Below are 15838 nucleotides of genomic sequence, written 5' to 3' on the forward strand. Positions count from 1 at the left end.
ACTCGCGCCGGGGCCTCCGCCCCGCCTGCTCCCCCGACTTTCGCCAGTTCGGCCGGTCAGGCCACGGTCCCGCCCACGCCCGGCGCGGGTGCCAGCCCAACCTTGCCGGGCGCCGTCTCGTCACGGTCGGCTTCGTCGCCGCCCGCCTTGTCCAGATCCATGCCGGTGGTCTCCGGCAGCATCAGCGCGGCGAACACGACCAGCGCGTAGCCCGCCCCCGGCCACGATGGCGATGGCCAACGGCAGCGAGGTCCGGCCCGAGCTGAGCCAGCCCACCGACAGCGGGAAGAACGAGCCGATCACCCGCCCGAGGTTGTACGAGACGCCGTAGCCGGTCGCCCGGATATCGTTGGGGTACGACTCCGAGATGGTCGCGCCGATCCCAGAAAACACCCCCTGCATCAGCACGCCGAGCGGAAAGCCCAGGAACAGCATCGACAGGTTGGAAACGGGGATCACCATATAGATCAGCGCCATCACGAACGCGCCGGCGGCGAACAGCACGTAGGTCGGCCGGCGCCCCAGGCGGTCGGTCGCATAGGCGCCCGCCACGTAGCCGACCAGCGAACCGAGGATGGTCACCGCCAGATACGAGCTGGTGCCGAACACCGACAGGCCTCGCTCGGTCTTCAGGAAGGTCGGCAGCCACGTCGCGATCGCGTAGTAGGCGCCCAGCATGCCGCCGGACAGCAGGCTGCACAGCACGGTCTTGCGCAGCAGCGGCCGCCGCACCAGGCGGCTCAGTTCGTGCCACGCCGAGCCGCGTTGCGCGGCGCGCTCGGCGCGCGTCTTGACGAAGACCTCGGGCTCGTCGAGGTTGCGGCGCAGATAGAACACCACCAGCGCCGGCACGATGCCGAGGAAGAAGCAGACGCGCCAGGCCGTCTCGGCCGGGAACAGGCTGAAGGTCAGGCCATAGGCCAGCGCCGCCGCGCCCCAGCCGAACGAATAGCTGCTGGCGGTGAAGCCCGAGTATTTGCCGCGGTGCGCCGGGTTGCGGATCATCTCGGTCACCAGCACCATGCACAGCGACGATTCGCCGCCGAAGCCGATGCCCTGGATCATGCGGAACACCATCAACTGCTCGGGCGAATTGGCCAGCCCGCACAGGAAGCAGGCGACGGTGAATACCACGATGGTCCAGCGCAATACGCGCACGCGGCCATAGCGGTCGGCCAGCATGCCGGCGCCGATCGCGCCGACCAGCGACGACACCAGCGTCCACGTGACGATCGCGCCGGCGGTCGATTTGCTCATCTGCCACTGCGTCAGCAGCGTCGAGATCAGGAAGGAATAGATCATGAAGTCGAACACGTCGACCGCATGACCGAGGAAGGCGCCGTAGAAACCCTTGCGCTCCATCCGCGATAGCTCTTTGAACCAGTCCAGCATGATCGTCGCTCCTTGTCAGTGTGGGGCATCGTGGCGGCGTGGCCGGCCGCGTGGCGTGCGAATTCGGTGGGGTGGGTTGCCGGGCGAGTGGCGTGGCGCGTTGCCTCGCGTCCTCGGCCGTTGCGTCGTGCGTCCTCGTCCGTTGTCTCGTCCGTCCTCAGCCGGGCGGAGGCCGGAAGCCGAAGCCCGCCGCCTCGAGAAGACTGGCGAACCGCAGCGAGGTCAGGTCGCGGTAGCGTCCCGCGACGATCTGCACGCCGACCGGCAGGCCGCTGCTGCCGGGGCCGATTGGCGCAACGGTCGAAGGCAGCCCGCACAGGCCCGAATGGCCGGCCCAGAACAGCTGCGTCGTCATCGGCTGCGGCTTGCCGTTGACGTTCAGATGGCGCTGCCACGGCTCGCCGGCCTCGTTCAGCGCGAAGGCGGTCGTGGCCGCCGCGGGGCACAGCAGCACGTCGTAGTCGTCGAAGAAGCGTTGCCAGGCCTGCGCGAAACGCTCGCGCGCGTGTTGCAACAGCAGCCAGTCGCGATGGCGCAGCGTGGCGCCGGCATGCTGCAGCACGGCGTAACGCGCATCGTCCGGGGACGCGGCCGCGGCATGGTCCACCGCGTCGGCAAACGCACCGTCCGGCATATGGACCGAGGTGGTCGCGCGCAGCAGCAGCACGTAGACGCGCCACAGCTCGTCGGCGTCGAATGACGGACGCACATGCCAGGCGACACTGGCGCCCTGCCCTTCGAGCCAGCGGCCCAGCCCTTCGATGCAGTCGCTGACTTCACGGTCGGCATCGGCCTGCGGGTGCGACGGCAGCACCGCCACGCGGAACTGCGCCAGCGTATCGAGCTGGCACGGCGGCAGGTTCAGGCGATAGGCCAGTGCATCGGCGCCTTCGGGACCGGCGACGGCGTGCAGCACCAGTTCGAGATCGCGCGCGCTGCGGGCGATCGGCCCGGCCACGTTGATGTCCTGCATGCCGAACGAGGCCGCACCGGTGCCATGGCCGCTCAGCGGCACGATGCCGTGGCTGCTCTTGTGCGAGAACACGCCGCAGTAGTGCGCGGGATTGCGCAGCGAAGAACCGATGTCCGAGCCGATGTCGAACAAGCTCATGCCGGCGCAGACGGCCGCCGCGCTGCCGCCCGACGAACCGCCCGGCGTGCGCGACGGGTCGTGCGGATTGCGCGTGGTGCCGTAGACCGCGTTGTAGCTCTGCCAGTCGCGCAGGCCGAGCGGCACATTGGTCTTGCCGATCAGCACGGCGCCCGCCGCGCGCAGCCGCTGGACCACGGTGGCGTCGCGGCCGGCCACGTGCTCGCGCAGCGCCGGATTGCCGCAGGTGGTCGGCCAGCCGGCCACGTCGAACGATTCCTTGATGGAGAACGGCACGCCATCGAGCGGCCCCAGCGCCCTGCCCTGGCGGCGGCGCGCGTCGCTGGCACGCGCCTGCTCGCGCGCGGCATCGAAATCGGCCAGCACGATGGCGTTCAGCAGCGGATTGCGTTCGGCCCAGGCGGCGTGGCACAAATCGAGCAGCTGCTCGGCGCTGGTGCGGCCTTCGGCGAGATCGTCGACAGCCTGCCACAGCGGGCGATAGCGCGCGGCAGGTTCGGCGGCGGCCGCGGCGGCCGTGTCCAGGCGCGGGGGCTCGCTGGCGCGGGCGGAAATGGACGGGGACGTTGGCAGGCTCACGTCGGCTCCTGTTTTTGTTGTTGCCTGTTGTTATGCCGCGACCCTGACGGCAGCACCCCGGCCTCTCTAGCGGAGGCGTGGCTTCGTGCTACGTCGGTATACTATATGCAATAGTTTAGGACGCACCTAGGTTCCCCGGCATTGGCGGAAACCCTCGCACCGGCGGTGCGCCTTGGCACGCCGGCGGCATCGCGGGTGCGCTTTACGCAAGAATCGGCCCAGCGGGACGTGGGCCACCATGCGGTGCGCCGCGTTGGGCGAGAGATGGGATCGCTCCCCGGACGAATGCCTGCCGTCGGCAGAGTGGCGTCGGCAGAGCGGCGTCAGCAGAGCGGCGTCAGCAGAGTGGCGTCGGCAGAGCGGCGTCGGCAGAGCGGCGTCGGCAGAGCGGCGTCAGGAGGGCGGACTCGGCGGCGCGGGGTCAGCAGAGCCGAATCAGGAGGAGGAAAGAAAAACCGCCCCGGAGGGCGGTTCGAGCGCTGCCAGCAGCGATTTGCCGGTACGTTGGCGCTTATGCCGGGCGATGTCCGCAGCCCGCGCGGCCGAACAGGCACTGCACGAAGCGCAGCACATCGGCGGCCCGAAGCGGAATCAGCGGCGTGGCATGACGGACGGCGTCGCGAGACGCGTAGTGGCGCAGCAACTGCTGGCCGACCGGGGTGTCCAGGTACGACGCCCGGGCGGTGGTGTCGCGGTAAGTCATGGTCTTTCTCTATTGCGTTTACAACGGTTGACAGTATACACAGATTTTGTGCATTGCGCCATGACGGTGCGGCGGCACGCCCCGAAGCCGTGCGTGCGCGCGAGGCCGTGCCCCATCTACAGCGGACCGCAAGCAGCCGCGGATGAGCGCATGCGGCGCCGCTACCGTGGTGCGGCGCGACAGAGAACACCGAAGGGAAGGAGAAGGACCGAGGACTTGTCCCGGTGTCAGGCGTGAGGCGTGAGGCGTGAGGCGTGAGGCGTGAGGCTTGAGGCTTGAGGCTTGAGGCTTGAGGCTTGAGGCTTGAGGCTTGAGGCTTGAGGCTTGAGGCTTGAGGCTTGAGGCGTCAGGCGTCAGGCGTCAGGCGTCAGGCGTCCGGCACTGAGACTCACGCAGCGTGCTGCTCGCCCACCGGGAGCTCGGCCGCCTTGGCGGCGCTGTAGACATGCCGCGCGGCCAGCAGGGCTGCGAGATCCGCATCGCCGGCGATGACCGCCTGCAGGATCTGCGCGTGTTCGTCCCAGTTCTGCCGGGCGCGCACCGTGTTGGCCGGCCCGAACAGCACGGCGGTGCGCTCACGCAGCGAGCGCATCATTTCCTGCAGCACGCTGTTGGCGGCGATATTGCCGAGCACCTCGTGAAAACGCGAGTTCAGCGTCAGCAGTTCGTCCGCCTTGCCCTGCGCCGCCGCTTCCATGCCTTGCTGCAATACCGCCTCGAGTTCGGCGATCAGCCCCGGATCGCGCCGCTGCGCGGCCAGCTTGGCGTTCAGCCCCTCCAGCGTCGCGCGCACCTCGACCATCTCGCGGACGATATCCGGCGACAGCTTCGCCACCGAGGCGCCGCGGCGCGGTTCGATCAGCACCAGCCCTTCGCTCGCCAGCGCCCGCAGCGCCTCGCGCACCGGGATGCGGGACACGCCCAGTTCGGCCGACAGCTTGTTCTCGACCAGGCGTTCGCCCGGCGCGTAGTCGCCCTTCAGGATGCGCTCGCGCAGCTTGTCGGTGACCAGCGCGAACAGCGGCGAATGGCTGGCGCCCAGGCTCACGACTTCCTGATCGGGCGCGGCGGAAACGGAGGGGCGGAGGGACATGGCGGATGCGAGGCGATCGGATTGGACAGCGCGATTTGGCGGGACCGTGGCGCGGTTTGGGGGCGCCGCGGACGGCACCGGCCGGTGACACCGGCTGGTGCAAGGCCCGCACCAAAGGCTGGCGTTATTGTATACCAGCTACCGAGCGAAGCGGCGCGGTCGCCGCTCCCGACGATCGCCGGCCTTCTCAGTCCCGCTGGAACGTGAAACTGTCGGCGTAGATGTGCTCGGTGCTCGCGCCGCGATCCAGGAAGGCCTGGCGCGCGTCGCGGATCATGTCCGGCGAGCCGCACAGATAGATCGCATGCTCGGACAGATCGCCGAGATCGTCGACCGCGGCGTGGTGCACATAGCCGCGCCGGCCCTGCCAGCCGACGCCGCCGCGCGACAACACCGGGACATAGCGAAAGTCGTACAGGCGCTCGGCCCAGCCCTCGATCTGCTCGTGCAGATAGAGATCGCCCTCCTCGCGCATGCCCCCAGTACAGCGAGACCGGCGGGCAATCGGGATCGTCCATCAGCGATTCGAGAATCGCCTTGATCGGCGCGATGCCGGTGCCGGTCGCCACCATCAGCAGCGGGCGGTAGTCGCGGGCGCGATAGAAGAAGTTGCCGTGCGGCAGTTCCACCTCGACCGCATCGCCCGGCGCGAGGCCCGGCAGGATGCGGTCGGTGACCGCGCCGCCCGGAATGCGGCGGACATGCAGTTCGATACTGCCGCCCCGCGGCACCGAGGCCATCGAAAAACTGCGGGCCTGCCCCTCTGCCGCGATCAGCTTCAGATACTGGCCGGGCCGATAGTCCAGCGCCGCCTCGAGATCCGGCACCTGCAGCCGGACCTGCAGCACGGTCGGCGTCAGCGGGCGAACCGCTTCGATCCGCGCGCGATGCCGCATCGGCTCTGCGCAGGCCTCGTCCTCGCGCGCGGTGCTGATCAGGAGATCGCCAACCGGCTGCGCCTGGCAGGCCAGCGCGTAGCCCGCCGCCGCCTCGTCGGGCGCCAGTCCCATCGGTTCCTCTTCGTAGCGGACCTCGCCTTCGACGAGCTTCAGCCGGCAGGTACCGCAGCCACCCAGCTGGCAATCGTGCGGCAGCGCGATGCCGGCCTTGAGCGCGGCCTGCAGCAGCGTTTCGCCGCGCTCGACGAAGAAGGCCTGCTGCGTTTCGAGGATCTGGATGCGGTGAGACATGATGCGTTCCGAATAGCCGGTTGAAAGAGGCGGCGCGGTTCAGCGCGCCGTTCAGCGCCGTTCAGCGCTGGCTCAGCGCTGGCTCAGCGCTGGCTCAGCGCTGGCTCAGCGCGTGGCTCAGCGCTTCGTTCCGCGCGTCGTTCAGCGCTTGATGTCGGCCTGCACCACCACCTTCAGGTCCTGCGGTGCCAGCAGTTCCTGCAGCGCCTGCAGCGCGGCGACGCCGGCCTGCGTGTCCTGCTCGCCGTTGCCGCCGCTCAGGCCGATGCCGCCGATCACCTGCTCGTTGACGACGATCGGAAAGCCGCCGACGAAGGCCGCGAACTTGCCCTCGAAGCTCCACTGGATGCCGAAGGCCTCGTTGCCCGGCAGCGCCGGCCCGTTCGGCGGCGTGGTGAACAGATGGGTCGAGCGCTTGTGGCCGGCGGCGGTAAAGGCCTTGTTCCACGCGATCTGCGGCCCGGTGATGCGAGCCCCGTCCATCCGCTCCAGCACCAGCGGATAGCCGCCCTCGTCCACCACGCAGATGGACTCGAGCACGCCGATCTCCTCGGACTTGGCGATGGCGGCGGCCACCATATGGCGCGCTTCGCGCAGTTCGAGCTTGATGGCTTGTTTCATGCGATGTTCTCCTGGTCGATGCGGCGTTGCAGTGCGGCGCTGCAACGCGGCGCTGCAATGCCGCGGTGCTTACAAGCCGCGGTAGACGGTCTTGATCTGGGTATAGAACTCGAGGCCGGTGCGGCCGGACTCGCGGAAGGTCGAGGTACTCGAACGCTTGAGCCCGCCGAACGGCGCGTTGACGAGATTGCCGGTGGTGGTGCGGTTGATCTTCACCGTGCCGGCCTCGATATCGGCGGCGAAGCGGTGCATGTAGCGCGGATTGCGCGTGACGATCGCCGCGGCCAGGCCGTACTCGGTGTCGTTGGCCTTGGCGATCGCATCGGCGTAGTCGCTGAACGCGATGATCGCGATCACCGGCCCGAAGATTTCCTCTTGCGCGATGCGCATCTGCCGCGTGACATCGGTGAAGACGGCCGGCGACACATAAAAGCCGTTGTCGTACTCCGGGCCGCTCAGCCGCTCGCCGCCGCACAGCAGCGTCGCCTCGGACTTGCCGATGTCGATATAGCGCAGCACGTTGTCGAGCTGATTGCGCGTGGCCAGCGGACCGAGGTCCATGCCGGGCGTCAGGCCGCTGCCGATCTTCAGTGTCTTGACGCGGGCCAGCAGCTTCTCGGTATAGGCCTCGCGCACGGACTCGGCGACCAGCACGCGGCTGGTACCGGTGCAGGCCTGGCCGCTGAGCGAAAAGCCGCCCTTGATCGTCAGATCGACGGCCTGGTCCAGGTCGGCGTCCTCCATCACCAGCAGCGGATTCTTGCCGCCCAGCTCCATCTGCGTGCGCGTGGTCAGCGGCACCGAGCGATGGATCTGCTCGCCGGCGCGGGTCGAGCCGGTGAACGAGATCGCCCGCACCGCGGGTGCCTGCGTGATCGCGGCGCCCACGTCGGCGGCGCTGCCGGTGATGAAGTTCAGCACGCCCTTGGGCAGGCCCGCGTCGATCAGCGCCTCGGCCAGCCGATAGCCGCTCAGCGGCGCATCGGACGACGGCTTGAACACCACGGTATTGCCGGTGATCAGCGCCGGCGCGATCTTGCGCGCCGGGATCGAGATCGGGAAATTCCACGGCGAGATCACCGTCGCCACGCCCAGCGGTTCGCGCTGCGTGTAGACCAGCATGTCGCCATCGTCGTTGGGGAACGATTCGCCGGTGAAGGTCTGGCCCTCGACGGCATAGAAGCGCAGCGTCTGCGCCGAGCGCAGGACCTCGTCGCGCGCGAGGCTCAGCGCCTTGCCTTCCTCGCGCGTGAGTTCCCGCGCGATGCTGTCGGCATTGGCTTCGAGCTGCTGCGCGGCGCGGTTCAGGATGGCCGCGCGGCGGCCGATCGGCGTGTTCTTCCAGCCCTCGAACGCAGCGGCGGCAGCAGCGACCGCGGCCTGGCCGTCTTCGGCGGCGGACGCCTGGAAGCGGCCCACCACGTCATGCATATCGGCGGGATTGATGTTGTCGAAGGTTCGGCCGGACTGGCACGCGGTCCACTCGCCATCGATGTAGTTGTAGAACGGTTCCATCTGTGCGGCGCTCATGAGGCGGTTAGGGGGAAGGAGCGCGGCGCCGCGAAGGCGCCGCGCGGACCTGGAGATCAAGCAGCCAGTTCGAGTTCCGGCAGCGGCAGCTCGTGCGCGACATAGTCGTAGTACAGCGCGGTCGTATAGAGCAGCCGCATCTGCGCGCCGATCTCGCAGATCTTCAGGCAGCGCTGCTGCAGCTCGGGCGTATCGGCATGCTCGAGCACGATCTGGTAGCCGCGTTCGCCGTGGATTTCGTCCGAGACGATATGCAGATCGAAGAACTCGACCTCCTCGTCGGTGAACTGGTACTTCTCGCGCAGCGTCGGCGTTTGCTTGCGGTAGATCGACGGCACCTGCGACTCCAGTCCGACCACCAGGCCGGCTACCGCGACGATCGGGTCCTCGCGCATCGCCACCGAATAGCACCAGGCCTGCAGGCCGCGCGTGGTGGGCGACATGTTGTCCGGATCGATCACGCGCTCGCGGGTGGTGCCGCAGGCCTCGGCGAAGCGGATCAGCAGGTCGGTGTGGCGATCGCCGCCGATTTCCTCTTCGTACATATTGGCCAGCAGGAAATCCTTGGCCTCGGTATACCGATCCGGCATGCGGGCGTAGATGTAGCCCAGATAGTCGGCGAACGGCCCGACATAGTGGTAGTGGTTCTCGGCCCAGCGGGCGAGGTGGGCGCGGCTGAGCTTGCCCGTCGCCCAGGCCTTGCTGAACGGCGCCTGGTTGGCGCTTTTGCCCTTGATCGCTTCCTCCAGGGCGGCTCGGAATTCTTCTCGGTTCATCAGTTCGGCCATGTGGGGCTCCTTGTTGGCTGACGGTTCGGGATGGGTTGGGTCGGGCGGTGCGTTCGCTCGATGTTTGTATACTATATACACGTATGCCGGGCGAACAAGGGCCTACGGGGGGTTTCTTCATCGGGGTTTACCTTGGGTCGGTGCTGGCCGGGCGTCAGACCGCGAAGCAAGTCGCCAGGTCCCGGCATGCGCGGGGACAACGAAAACGCCGCCGATGCCGCTGCGGTCCCCGCGTACGCGCAGACCCAGCGGCTTCGAAATTCATCGCGCTGCCTGCAGACGCCGCCACGCCAGACCCGCCAGCGCGACGTCCTCCAGGCCGACGCCCACGGACTTGTAGATGACGATGTCGTCCTCGCCCCGCCGCGGCTGCGCCCGGCCCAGCACCACGTCCGCCAGCTCGATCAGCTTCGATTCGGGCAGCACGCCCTGCCCCGCCAACACGATGTCGCCGGCTTCGCGCGTGGATTGCGGCTTCCATTCGACGACCACCGCCGAGGCGCGCGACAGCGCCACGTCGTCCAGTTCGCGCGTATGCGGCAGGCTGGAACCGATCGCCGCCACGAAGGCCCCGGGCTTGATCGCCTCGCCGGAAAACAGCGGCGTGGTCGAGCGCGAGGCCGTCACGACGATGTCGGCCTCGCGAACGGCGGTCTCGGCCTCGGTCGCGCTCACCGGGATCACGGGGATGCCGCAGCTCTGGCTCAGGCGCTCGGCCATATGGGCCGGCGCGTACGGGTCGCACAGCAGGATGCGCTCGAGCGGCAGCGCGGCGCTCAGCTGCCTCGCGTGGGCCGCGCCCTGCGTGCCGGCACCGAACAGCGCCAGCGTGCGGGCGTCGGGCCGCGCCAGATGGCGCGCCGCGACCACCGTACAGGCCGCCGTGCGCAGCCGCGTGATCGCGCCCGCATCGAACGAGGCCAAGGGCCGGCCGTCCTCGGTCGAGAACAGCAGGATCACGAAGGAAAACTGCCCCTCGATGGTGGTGTAGACCTTGGCGCCGGCGACGCCTTGCTCCGGGATCACCGCGCCCAGCGTCGACAGCTTGACGCCGCCGGCCTCGGTGCGGATGCGCTGCTGCATGGCGGCGCTGCCCTGCCCGAAGCTGCGGAACGCTTCGAGCATGATGCGTTGCACGTCCTCCGGTGCGACGTGGCGATCGACCATTTCGTCTGTGATGTGCTGCATCGGGTCTCCTGCGATGGTGGATGGATGGAGTTGGAAAGCGGGTCCGAGTCGGAGTCGGAGTCGGAGTCGGAGTCGGAGTCGGAGTCGGAGCGGTCCCGCGGCTCAACCCTGCAGCGCCAGCCGCACCAGCACGGCGATCGCGCCGGCCGCGCACAACGCCAGCAGCAGCCGGCGCACGGCGACGGCCGAGACACGCGCCTTGAGTCGGCTGGATACCGCAAAGCCGGCGAGCAGGAACGGCGCGAGCAGCGCGCTCAGCGTCAGGTCGGCGATACCGAAGCGCCCCGCGCCGGCCAGCATCGCCAGCGACAACACCGCCCCGCCACCGAGGATGCAGCCCACGGTGGCGCGCATCGCGGCCGGACTCATGTGCTGCATCACGATGGCAAAGGGCGGCGCGCCGGCCGACGTCAGCGTCGCCATGAAGCCCGACGCGGTGCCGGCAATGGCGAGATTGCCTGCCGAGGGCCGCACGCGCCAGCCGAGGGCGCTGAGCGCCACCGCCAGCAGGATCGATAGCGAGAACACCACCGCCAGCCACTGCGGCCGCAGCCACGCAATGGCCAGCACGCCGATCAGCCCGCCGATCGTGCGGCCGAGCAGCGCCGTTCCCGTCAGCCGCCAGGCGATCGCCTCGCGCTCGCGCAGCGCGGCCAGCAGCGACAGACAGCCGCCCATCGTCAGCAGCGGTCCCGGCACCAGTTGCGGAAAGAACATCGCGGCCAGAGGCGCCGCCAGCATCGCGAAGCCGATGCCGCCGACGCCCTGCAGGCAGGCACCGGCGAAGATCGTCGCGCCCATCCATCCGTACTCGGACAGCGGCACGGCCGGCAGCAACGACGTGGCCGGCGACAGCGTCGGCAACAGACTGGCAATCAGCGCGGGCAACGTGGTTGTCATGACGAAGCGGCGGTTGGAACAGGACAAGCGGCCGCGATGCGGGCGTCGCGTCGGCTGCGCAGCGGTGGAATACCTGAGCAGCGCATGTTGGTATACAGTCTACATATCGACGCGAGCAAAACGCAACTCGATTCGTCTCGCGACGCACCGCAGCGGTGTTTCATTGTCCGCATCTTTCCCAGTTCTGGTGCGGATTTCCGGCGCCCCACCCCACTCCGGTATCAGCGTATATCCGTATACGATTTCGCTTGGCGGCATTGCCATACGGAATATAGTATACCGTTCAGACCCAGCCGAAGGACGGTCGAGCTACACGAACCACCCTCTCGCCCCACGGAGCTTTCATGCAACACGAAGTCGTGATCGGTGCCGCGCACTGGATATATCTCATGGGGGTCGCGGTCATCGTGCTGACGATGATCCTGCGCGCCAATGTCGTCGTGCCCTCCATCGTGGGGACCGCGCTGGTCGTGTTCGCGCTGACCGGCAGCCCGGTGTCCGCGCTGGCGGGCGTGTTCTCGGCGAGCCTGGTGGCCGCCAAGGAGCTGTTCAATATCTTCCTGGTCATCGCCTTCATGACCGCGCTGCTCAATGCGCTGAAGACGCTGCGCTCGGATATCCGCATGGTGGAGCCGTTCCGCGTGGTGATGAAGAACGGGCACAGCGCCTTCTTCATCCTCGCCGGCGTGACCTATGTGATTTCGCTGTTCTTCTGGCCGACGCCCGCGGTGCCGCTGGTGTCCGCCATCCTGCTGCCGGCGGCGATCGCGGCCGGGCTGCCGCCGCTGGCGGGCGCGATGGCGATCGCCATCGCCGGCCAGGGCATGGCGCTGTCCTCCGACTATGTAATCGGCGTGGCCCCCGGCATCAGCGCCAAGGCGGCCGGCGCCGCGGTCAGCGCGGCCGTGGTCGCGGACCGTGCGCTGACGCTGTCGATCATCACCGGCGCGATCGCGCTGTGCCTGGCCTATCTGTCGATGCGCAAGCACATCGTTCCCGCCAGCGGCACGCTGCTGGACCGCTGGCAACAGCGCGCCAGCGGCACGACGCTGGGCGTCGATGGCGGCGGCACCTTCGACAAGGCGGAGATCGCTCGCGCCACCGCGCATGAAGAGCCGCTGGCCACCGAATCGAATATCGAGGCCAGCCTGTCGATGGTCGAGCGCAAGCGCATCAAGTGGTCGAAGTGCTTCGCCATCGTGACGCCGATCGCCTTCCTCGCCGTGGTCACCGTGATGGTGCTGCCCAAGCTGGGCACCGGCGTGCAGGACCTGAAGGGCGGCGAGGCCGCGGCCCTGGTCGGTGGCGTGGCCGCGGTGCTGATGATGCTGGCCACGCTGGCCGCCGAAGGCCCGCGCCGGATGCTGGACGTCTGCCCCGAGCACATCACGGACGGCTTCGTATTCGCCTTCAAGGCGATGGGATCGGTGCTGCCGATCGCGGGCTTCTTCTTCGTCGGCGCCGGCGAGACCGCCGCACACATTCTCGGCCTGCCGCCGGGCAAGGCGCCCAGCCTGCTGTTCGAGCTGATCCAGTCGTACCAGCACCTGATTCCCGACAACCACATGCTGGTCGCGTTCGGCGTGCTGCTGGTCGGCATGATCACCGGCATCGACGGCTCGGGTTTCGCGGGCCTGCCGCTGACCGGCACGCTGGCCGGCGCGCTGGGCCCGGTGGTCGGCTTCGATCCGGCCACGCTGGCTGCGGTCGGCCAGATGGGCGCGGTCTGGACCGGTGGGGGCACGCTGATCGCCTGGTCCTCGCTGATCGCGGTGGCCGGCTTCGCCCGGGTGCCGGTGCTCGACGCGGTGCGGGCGCTGCTGATCCCGGTGGTGATCGGGCTGGCGTGCTCGACCGTGGCGGCGATGCTGCTGTGGTCCTGACCTGGCCGCCGCCATGCCCTGCCTTGCGCCATCGGCGAGCCGTCTGTGGACGGGCATCCGTGGATAGCGGCATTCGTAGATTGACAGACACGTAGACAGCAACAAGCAGGACAACATCATGCCCAAGGTTCTTCTTCACCGGCACGGCCAGCTGCACAGCGACGAGGTCGCGCCCCGCACCAACCTCGTCGTGCGGGCCGGGATCCGGCAGTTTCCCTATCCGAACCTGCGCTACGAGTGCGGCATGGGCAAGTGCTCGAAATGCGCCTGCCGCGTGCTGGCCGGCGCCGAACACCTGCCGCCACCGAACTGGAAAGAGAAAAAGCAGCTGGGCGAGCGGCTCGAACAAGGATACCGGCTGATCTGCCAGCTCTGGATCGAGCACGACATCGAGCTGGCGCAGGACGAACTGTCGCCGGCCGAGGAATCCGCGGCTGCCGCGGGCCGCGTGCCGGCCGGCGTCAAGGCCTGCTCGTCGCCGACGTGATGGCGCCGTTCCCGACTCCGACGCCATGTACATCATCCTGACCAGCCGCCCCGGGCAATTCCGCACGGAAGCCGTCGACGGCATCACGCCGGTGGAACGCTACGAATACCGCTTCTACGGCAAACCCACCGTGCGCTTCGTCATCGCCCAGCTCGACCACGAGACCAAGGTCCGCGTGGTCGAGGAAACGCCGCCCGGCATCGTCAACCATGTCCCGACCAAGTTTCTCGACAAGTACGCCACCGTCGAAGCCGCGCGCGAGGAACTGCGCCGGCTCGCCTCGTTCGGCAGCATGGAGCTGGCGCTGGTCGCCATTTGAATCGCATTCGAATCGCCGGACGCCATTCGAATCCTGAACACGCCCGATACCCGATAGCAGCGCATCGCCATGATCCAGATCACCTTCGTCAGCAACAACGGCAAGACCGCCACCGCCCCGCCCAACAGCAACCTGCTGCGCGTCTCGCTGCGCGAACAGGGCGGCATTCCGTTCAAGTGCGGCGGCGGCCTTTGCGGAACCTGCAAGTGCCACATCGACAGCGGCCTCGAACACACCGACGAGGTCAAGGCCAAGGAGAAGAAGCTGCTGACCGAGCAGGAACTGGCGAGCGGCCACCGGCTCGCCTGCCAGACCTTCGTCAACGGGGACATCAGTGTGTCGTGGCAGCCTCGCACCACCGCGGCGGCGGGCCGCCCTGCGCCGAATCCCGGCCCTTCCGCTGCCCCTGCCCCTGCCCCTGCCCCGGCCGCTCCGGCAGTCGCGACCGCGGCCGGCGATGCGAAAGAACCGGAAGGCAGCTCTGGCTGAGCGCCGGCGCAAAAAAACCGGCCCGGTATCGGTCCCGCAGCGCGTGGCTGCGAGGCCGATACCGGGCCGGTTTTCTATTGGCTGACCCTCGCTGCTGGCCAACTGCGGGCTGGCTCCGGGCCAACTGCGGCTAGCTCCGGGCCAACTGCGGGCACCAGAGCTGGCCGCGCGCTCACCAGGGGGGCTAACCGCGGACTGACCGCGGCGCGACGGCGGGGGACCGTCGCGATGCGGGGGTCGAGCTGGCTGCTTAGCCGTTCGCGAAGACGATCTTGGCCTTGCGGGCGTCCGACTGCAGGCGAGCCAGCACGCCTTGCACGGCGGCGATGGCACGCTTGACGTCGTAGGCGAAACCCAGACGCGGAGCGTCGAGTTCGCGCTCGATCAGGTCGCGTTCGAGTTGGTCGGTCAGCTTGATATCGGATTGGGTGTTCATGGCGTCCTTCCTTTCAGGGATAACCCTTATGGGGTTTTCCCGAATTGTAGGCAAAGGATTGACGCAATGCAACATTAGGTAGAAATGCGTATGCCGGAAAGCAACACCTAAAGCGATCGCGGGAAGATCACATCGGGCCGAAAGAGCCCAATTTGTGCTGGAAGCAACATATTTCCGGATATCCGCCCCTCGATTCCGGCTCGGTAGAGGTACGAATGGGTATCCGCGCCGCAGCCATGGAATGATTGCGAAATCCTTCCCGGAGACAGCATGCTGCCCATCAATCATTTCAAGAAGGCCCTGCGCGCCGGCCAGTCCCAGATCGGCGTCTGGTCCACCATCCCGTCGCCCTTCGTTTCCGAGCTGATCGGTGGCGCCGGTTACGACTGGGTGCTGCTGGACACCGAGCACACGCCCACCGATGTGCCGCTGATGCTGAGCCAGTTGCAGGCGGTCGCCGCCGCGCAGCCCGCGCCGGGCTCGCCGCCGACCCATGCGGTCGTGCGGCCGGCATGGAACGACCCGGTGCTGATCAAGCGCTACCTCGACATCGGCGCGCAGACGCTGCTGCTGCCCTTCGTGCAGAACGCGCAGGAGGCCGAGGCGGCGGTACGGGCGATCCGCTACGCACCCGAGGGCATTCGCGGCATGGGCGGCTCGACGCGCGCCTCGAACTTCGGCCGCACCACGGACTATGCGGCCCGCGCGGCGGAGGAGCTGTGCCTGCTGGTGCAGGTGGAAACCGCCGAGGCGCTGGCCCAGATCGAGGCCATCGCCGCGATCGACGACATCGACGGCATCTTCATCGGCCCGGCGGATCTGTCCGCCAGCCTTGGCTACCCCGGCCAGGCGCGCCATCCCGCGGTCAACCAGGCGATCGACGACGCCATCCGCCGCATCCGGGCCTGCGGCAAGGCCCCGGGCATTCTGATGGTCGACGAGGCCCGCGCGCGCCAATGCCTCGATCTGGGCGCGCAGTTCGTCGCCGTGGCGCTCGATACGGTGCTGCTGCGCGACGGCCTGGATGGGACCGCGGCCCGCTTTCGCACGCCAGGCCAGGCAGGCGTGAACCCGGCGTCCACCAGCGGCTATTGAGCAGCCGGCCGCTCGGCTCCGGGACCGTATCCGC

13 protein-coding genes and 3 pseudogenes are annotated in these 15838 nt (G+C 68.3%); 5 read left to right on the top strand and 11 right to left on the bottom strand.

The window, feature by feature from the left end:
* Positions 1–56: 56 nt before the first annotated feature.
* The 10 genes and pseudogenes from OJJOAM_RS25400 to OJJOAM_RS25445 form a co-directional block, all read right to left on the bottom strand.
* Positions 57–1392: pseudogene (locus OJJOAM_RS25400) on the bottom strand (MFS transporter).
* A gap of 157 nt (positions 1393–1549) precedes the next feature.
* Positions 1550–2977: an amidase gene (locus tag OJJOAM_RS25405; protein ID WP_422651062.1), complete on the bottom strand. Its 1428-nt coding sequence runs from the start codon at positions 2975–2977 to the stop codon at positions 1550–1552.
* A gap of 616 nt (positions 2978–3593) precedes the next feature.
* Positions 3594–3785 carry a hypothetical protein gene (locus tag OJJOAM_RS25410; RefSeq protein ID WP_149319957.1) on the bottom strand — a complete coding sequence of 64 codons (192 nt, stop codon included), beginning with the start codon at positions 3783–3785 and terminating at the stop codon, positions 3594–3596.
* Positions 3786–4173: 388 nt separating this feature from the next.
* The gene (locus OJJOAM_RS25415; RefSeq protein WP_150082386.1) at positions 4174–4878 is read right to left on the bottom strand and encodes a GntR family transcriptional regulator; all 705 of its coding nucleotides are present in this window, start codon (positions 4876–4878) and stop codon (positions 4174–4176) included.
* A 187-nt stretch (positions 4879–5065) separates the two neighbouring features.
* Positions 5066–6068: pseudogene (locus OJJOAM_RS25420) on the bottom strand (2Fe-2S iron-sulfur cluster-binding protein).
* Between the two features lie 141 nt (positions 6069–6209).
* The gene (locus tag OJJOAM_RS25425; RefSeq protein ID WP_422650311.1) at positions 6210–6689 is read right to left on the bottom strand and encodes a GlcG/HbpS family heme-binding protein; all 480 of its coding nucleotides are present in this window, start codon (positions 6687–6689) and stop codon (positions 6210–6212) included.
* Between the two features lie 69 nt (positions 6690–6758).
* Positions 6759–8204, bottom strand: coding sequence for an aldehyde dehydrogenase family protein (locus OJJOAM_RS25430; RefSeq protein WP_422651063.1), 1446 nt, complete (start codon positions 8202–8204; stop codon positions 6759–6761).
* A 71-nt stretch (positions 8205–8275) separates the two neighbouring features.
* The gene (locus OJJOAM_RS25435; protein ID WP_149319954.1) at positions 8276–9007 is read right to left on the bottom strand and encodes a TenA family transcriptional regulator; all 732 of its coding nucleotides are present in this window, start codon (positions 9005–9007) and stop codon (positions 8276–8278) included.
* Positions 9008–9268: 261 nt separating this feature from the next.
* Positions 9269–10195: an ornithine cyclodeaminase family protein gene (locus OJJOAM_RS25440; RefSeq protein WP_422650312.1), complete on the bottom strand. Its 927-nt coding sequence runs from the start codon at positions 10193–10195 to the stop codon at positions 9269–9271.
* A gap of 102 nt (positions 10196–10297) precedes the next feature.
* Positions 10298–10996 (bottom strand): TSUP family transporter, encoded by a 699-nt coding sequence (locus tag OJJOAM_RS25445; protein WP_422651064.1) that lies wholly within the window; start codon positions 10994–10996, stop codon positions 10298–10300.
* Positions 10997–11439: 443 nt separating this feature from the next.
* Here OJJOAM_RS25445 and OJJOAM_RS25450 point away from each other — a divergent pair, with 443 nt between their 5' ends.
* The 4 genes and pseudogenes from OJJOAM_RS25450 to OJJOAM_RS25465 all read left to right on the top strand — a co-directional run.
* A complete protein-coding gene (locus OJJOAM_RS25450; protein ID WP_149319951.1) occupies positions 11440–12978 on the top strand; it encodes a hypothetical protein in 1539 nt (512 codons plus the stop codon).
* A gap of 118 nt (positions 12979–13096) precedes the next feature.
* Positions 13097–13465, top strand: coding sequence for a 2Fe-2S iron-sulfur cluster-binding protein (locus OJJOAM_RS25455; protein ID WP_422650313.1), 369 nt, complete (start codon positions 13097–13099; stop codon positions 13463–13465).
* Positions 13466–13490: 25 nt separating this feature from the next.
* Positions 13491–13784, top strand: a complete 294-nt coding sequence (locus tag OJJOAM_RS25460) for a ferredoxin (protein WP_422650314.1) — start codon at positions 13491–13493, stop codon at positions 13782–13784.
* Positions 13785–13853: 69 nt separating this feature from the next.
* A pseudogene (locus OJJOAM_RS25465) lies at positions 13854–14132 on the top strand (2Fe-2S iron-sulfur cluster-binding protein); the annotation flags it as partial.
* A gap of 391 nt (positions 14133–14523) precedes the next feature.
* On the opposite strand, the gene OJJOAM_RS25470 reads toward OJJOAM_RS25465, so the two are convergent.
* Positions 14524–14709 (bottom strand): hypothetical protein, encoded by a 186-nt coding sequence (locus tag OJJOAM_RS25470; RefSeq protein ID WP_006575737.1) that lies wholly within the window; start codon positions 14707–14709, stop codon positions 14524–14526.
* Between the two features lie 270 nt (positions 14710–14979).
* On the opposite strand from OJJOAM_RS25470, the gene OJJOAM_RS25475 reads away from it, so the two are divergent.
* Entirely contained in the window at positions 14980–15804 is an 825-nt protein-coding gene (locus tag OJJOAM_RS25475; RefSeq protein ID WP_422650315.1) for an HpcH/HpaI aldolase family protein, read from the top strand.
* Positions 15805–15838 lie beyond the last annotated feature (34 nt).

It is taken from the genome of Cupriavidus sp. H18C1 (genome assembly GCF_049311595.1).
Taxonomy (GTDB): domain Bacteria; phylum Pseudomonadota; class Gammaproteobacteria; order Burkholderiales; family Burkholderiaceae; genus Cupriavidus; species Cupriavidus cauae.

Coding starts and splice junctions, on each gene's coding strand:
- OJJOAM_RS25410 (WP_149319957.1), bottom strand. CDS start 3,785: ATGACTTACCGCGACACCACCGCCCGGGCGTCGTACCTGGACACCCCG.
- OJJOAM_RS25415 (WP_150082386.1), bottom strand. CDS start 4,878: ATGTCCCTCCGCCCCTCCGTTTCCGCCGCGCCCGATCAGGAAGTCGTG.
- OJJOAM_RS25425 (WP_422650311.1), bottom strand. CDS start 6,689: ATGAAACAAGCCATCAAGCTCGAACTGCGCGAAGCGCGCCATATGGTG.
- OJJOAM_RS25430 (WP_422651063.1), bottom strand. CDS start 8,204: ATGGAACCGTTCTACAACTACATCGATGGCGAGTGGACCGCGTGCCAG.
- OJJOAM_RS25435 (WP_149319954.1), bottom strand. CDS start 9,007: ATGGCCGAACTGATGAACCGAGAAGAATTCCGAGCCGCCCTGGAGGAA.
- OJJOAM_RS25440 (WP_422650312.1), bottom strand. CDS start 10,195: ATGCAGCACATCACAGACGAAATGGTCGATCGCCACGTCGCACCGGAG.
- OJJOAM_RS25445 (WP_422651064.1), bottom strand. CDS start 10,996: ATGGGCGCGACGATCTTCGCCGGTGCCTGCCTGCAGGGCGTCGGCGGC.
- OJJOAM_RS25450 (WP_149319951.1), top strand. CDS start 11,440: ATGCAACACGAAGTCGTGATCGGTGCCGCGCACTGGATATATCTCATG.
- OJJOAM_RS25455 (WP_422650313.1), top strand. CDS start 13,097: ATGCCCAAGGTTCTTCTTCACCGGCACGGCCAGCTGCACAGCGACGAG.
- OJJOAM_RS25460 (WP_422650314.1), top strand. CDS start 13,491: ATGTACATCATCCTGACCAGCCGCCCCGGGCAATTCCGCACGGAAGCC.
- OJJOAM_RS25470 (WP_006575737.1), bottom strand. CDS start 14,709: ATGAACACCCAATCCGATATCAAGCTGACCGACCAACTCGAACGCGAC.
- OJJOAM_RS25475 (WP_422650315.1), top strand. CDS start 14,980: ATGCTGCCCATCAATCATTTCAAGAAGGCCCTGCGCGCCGGCCAGTCC.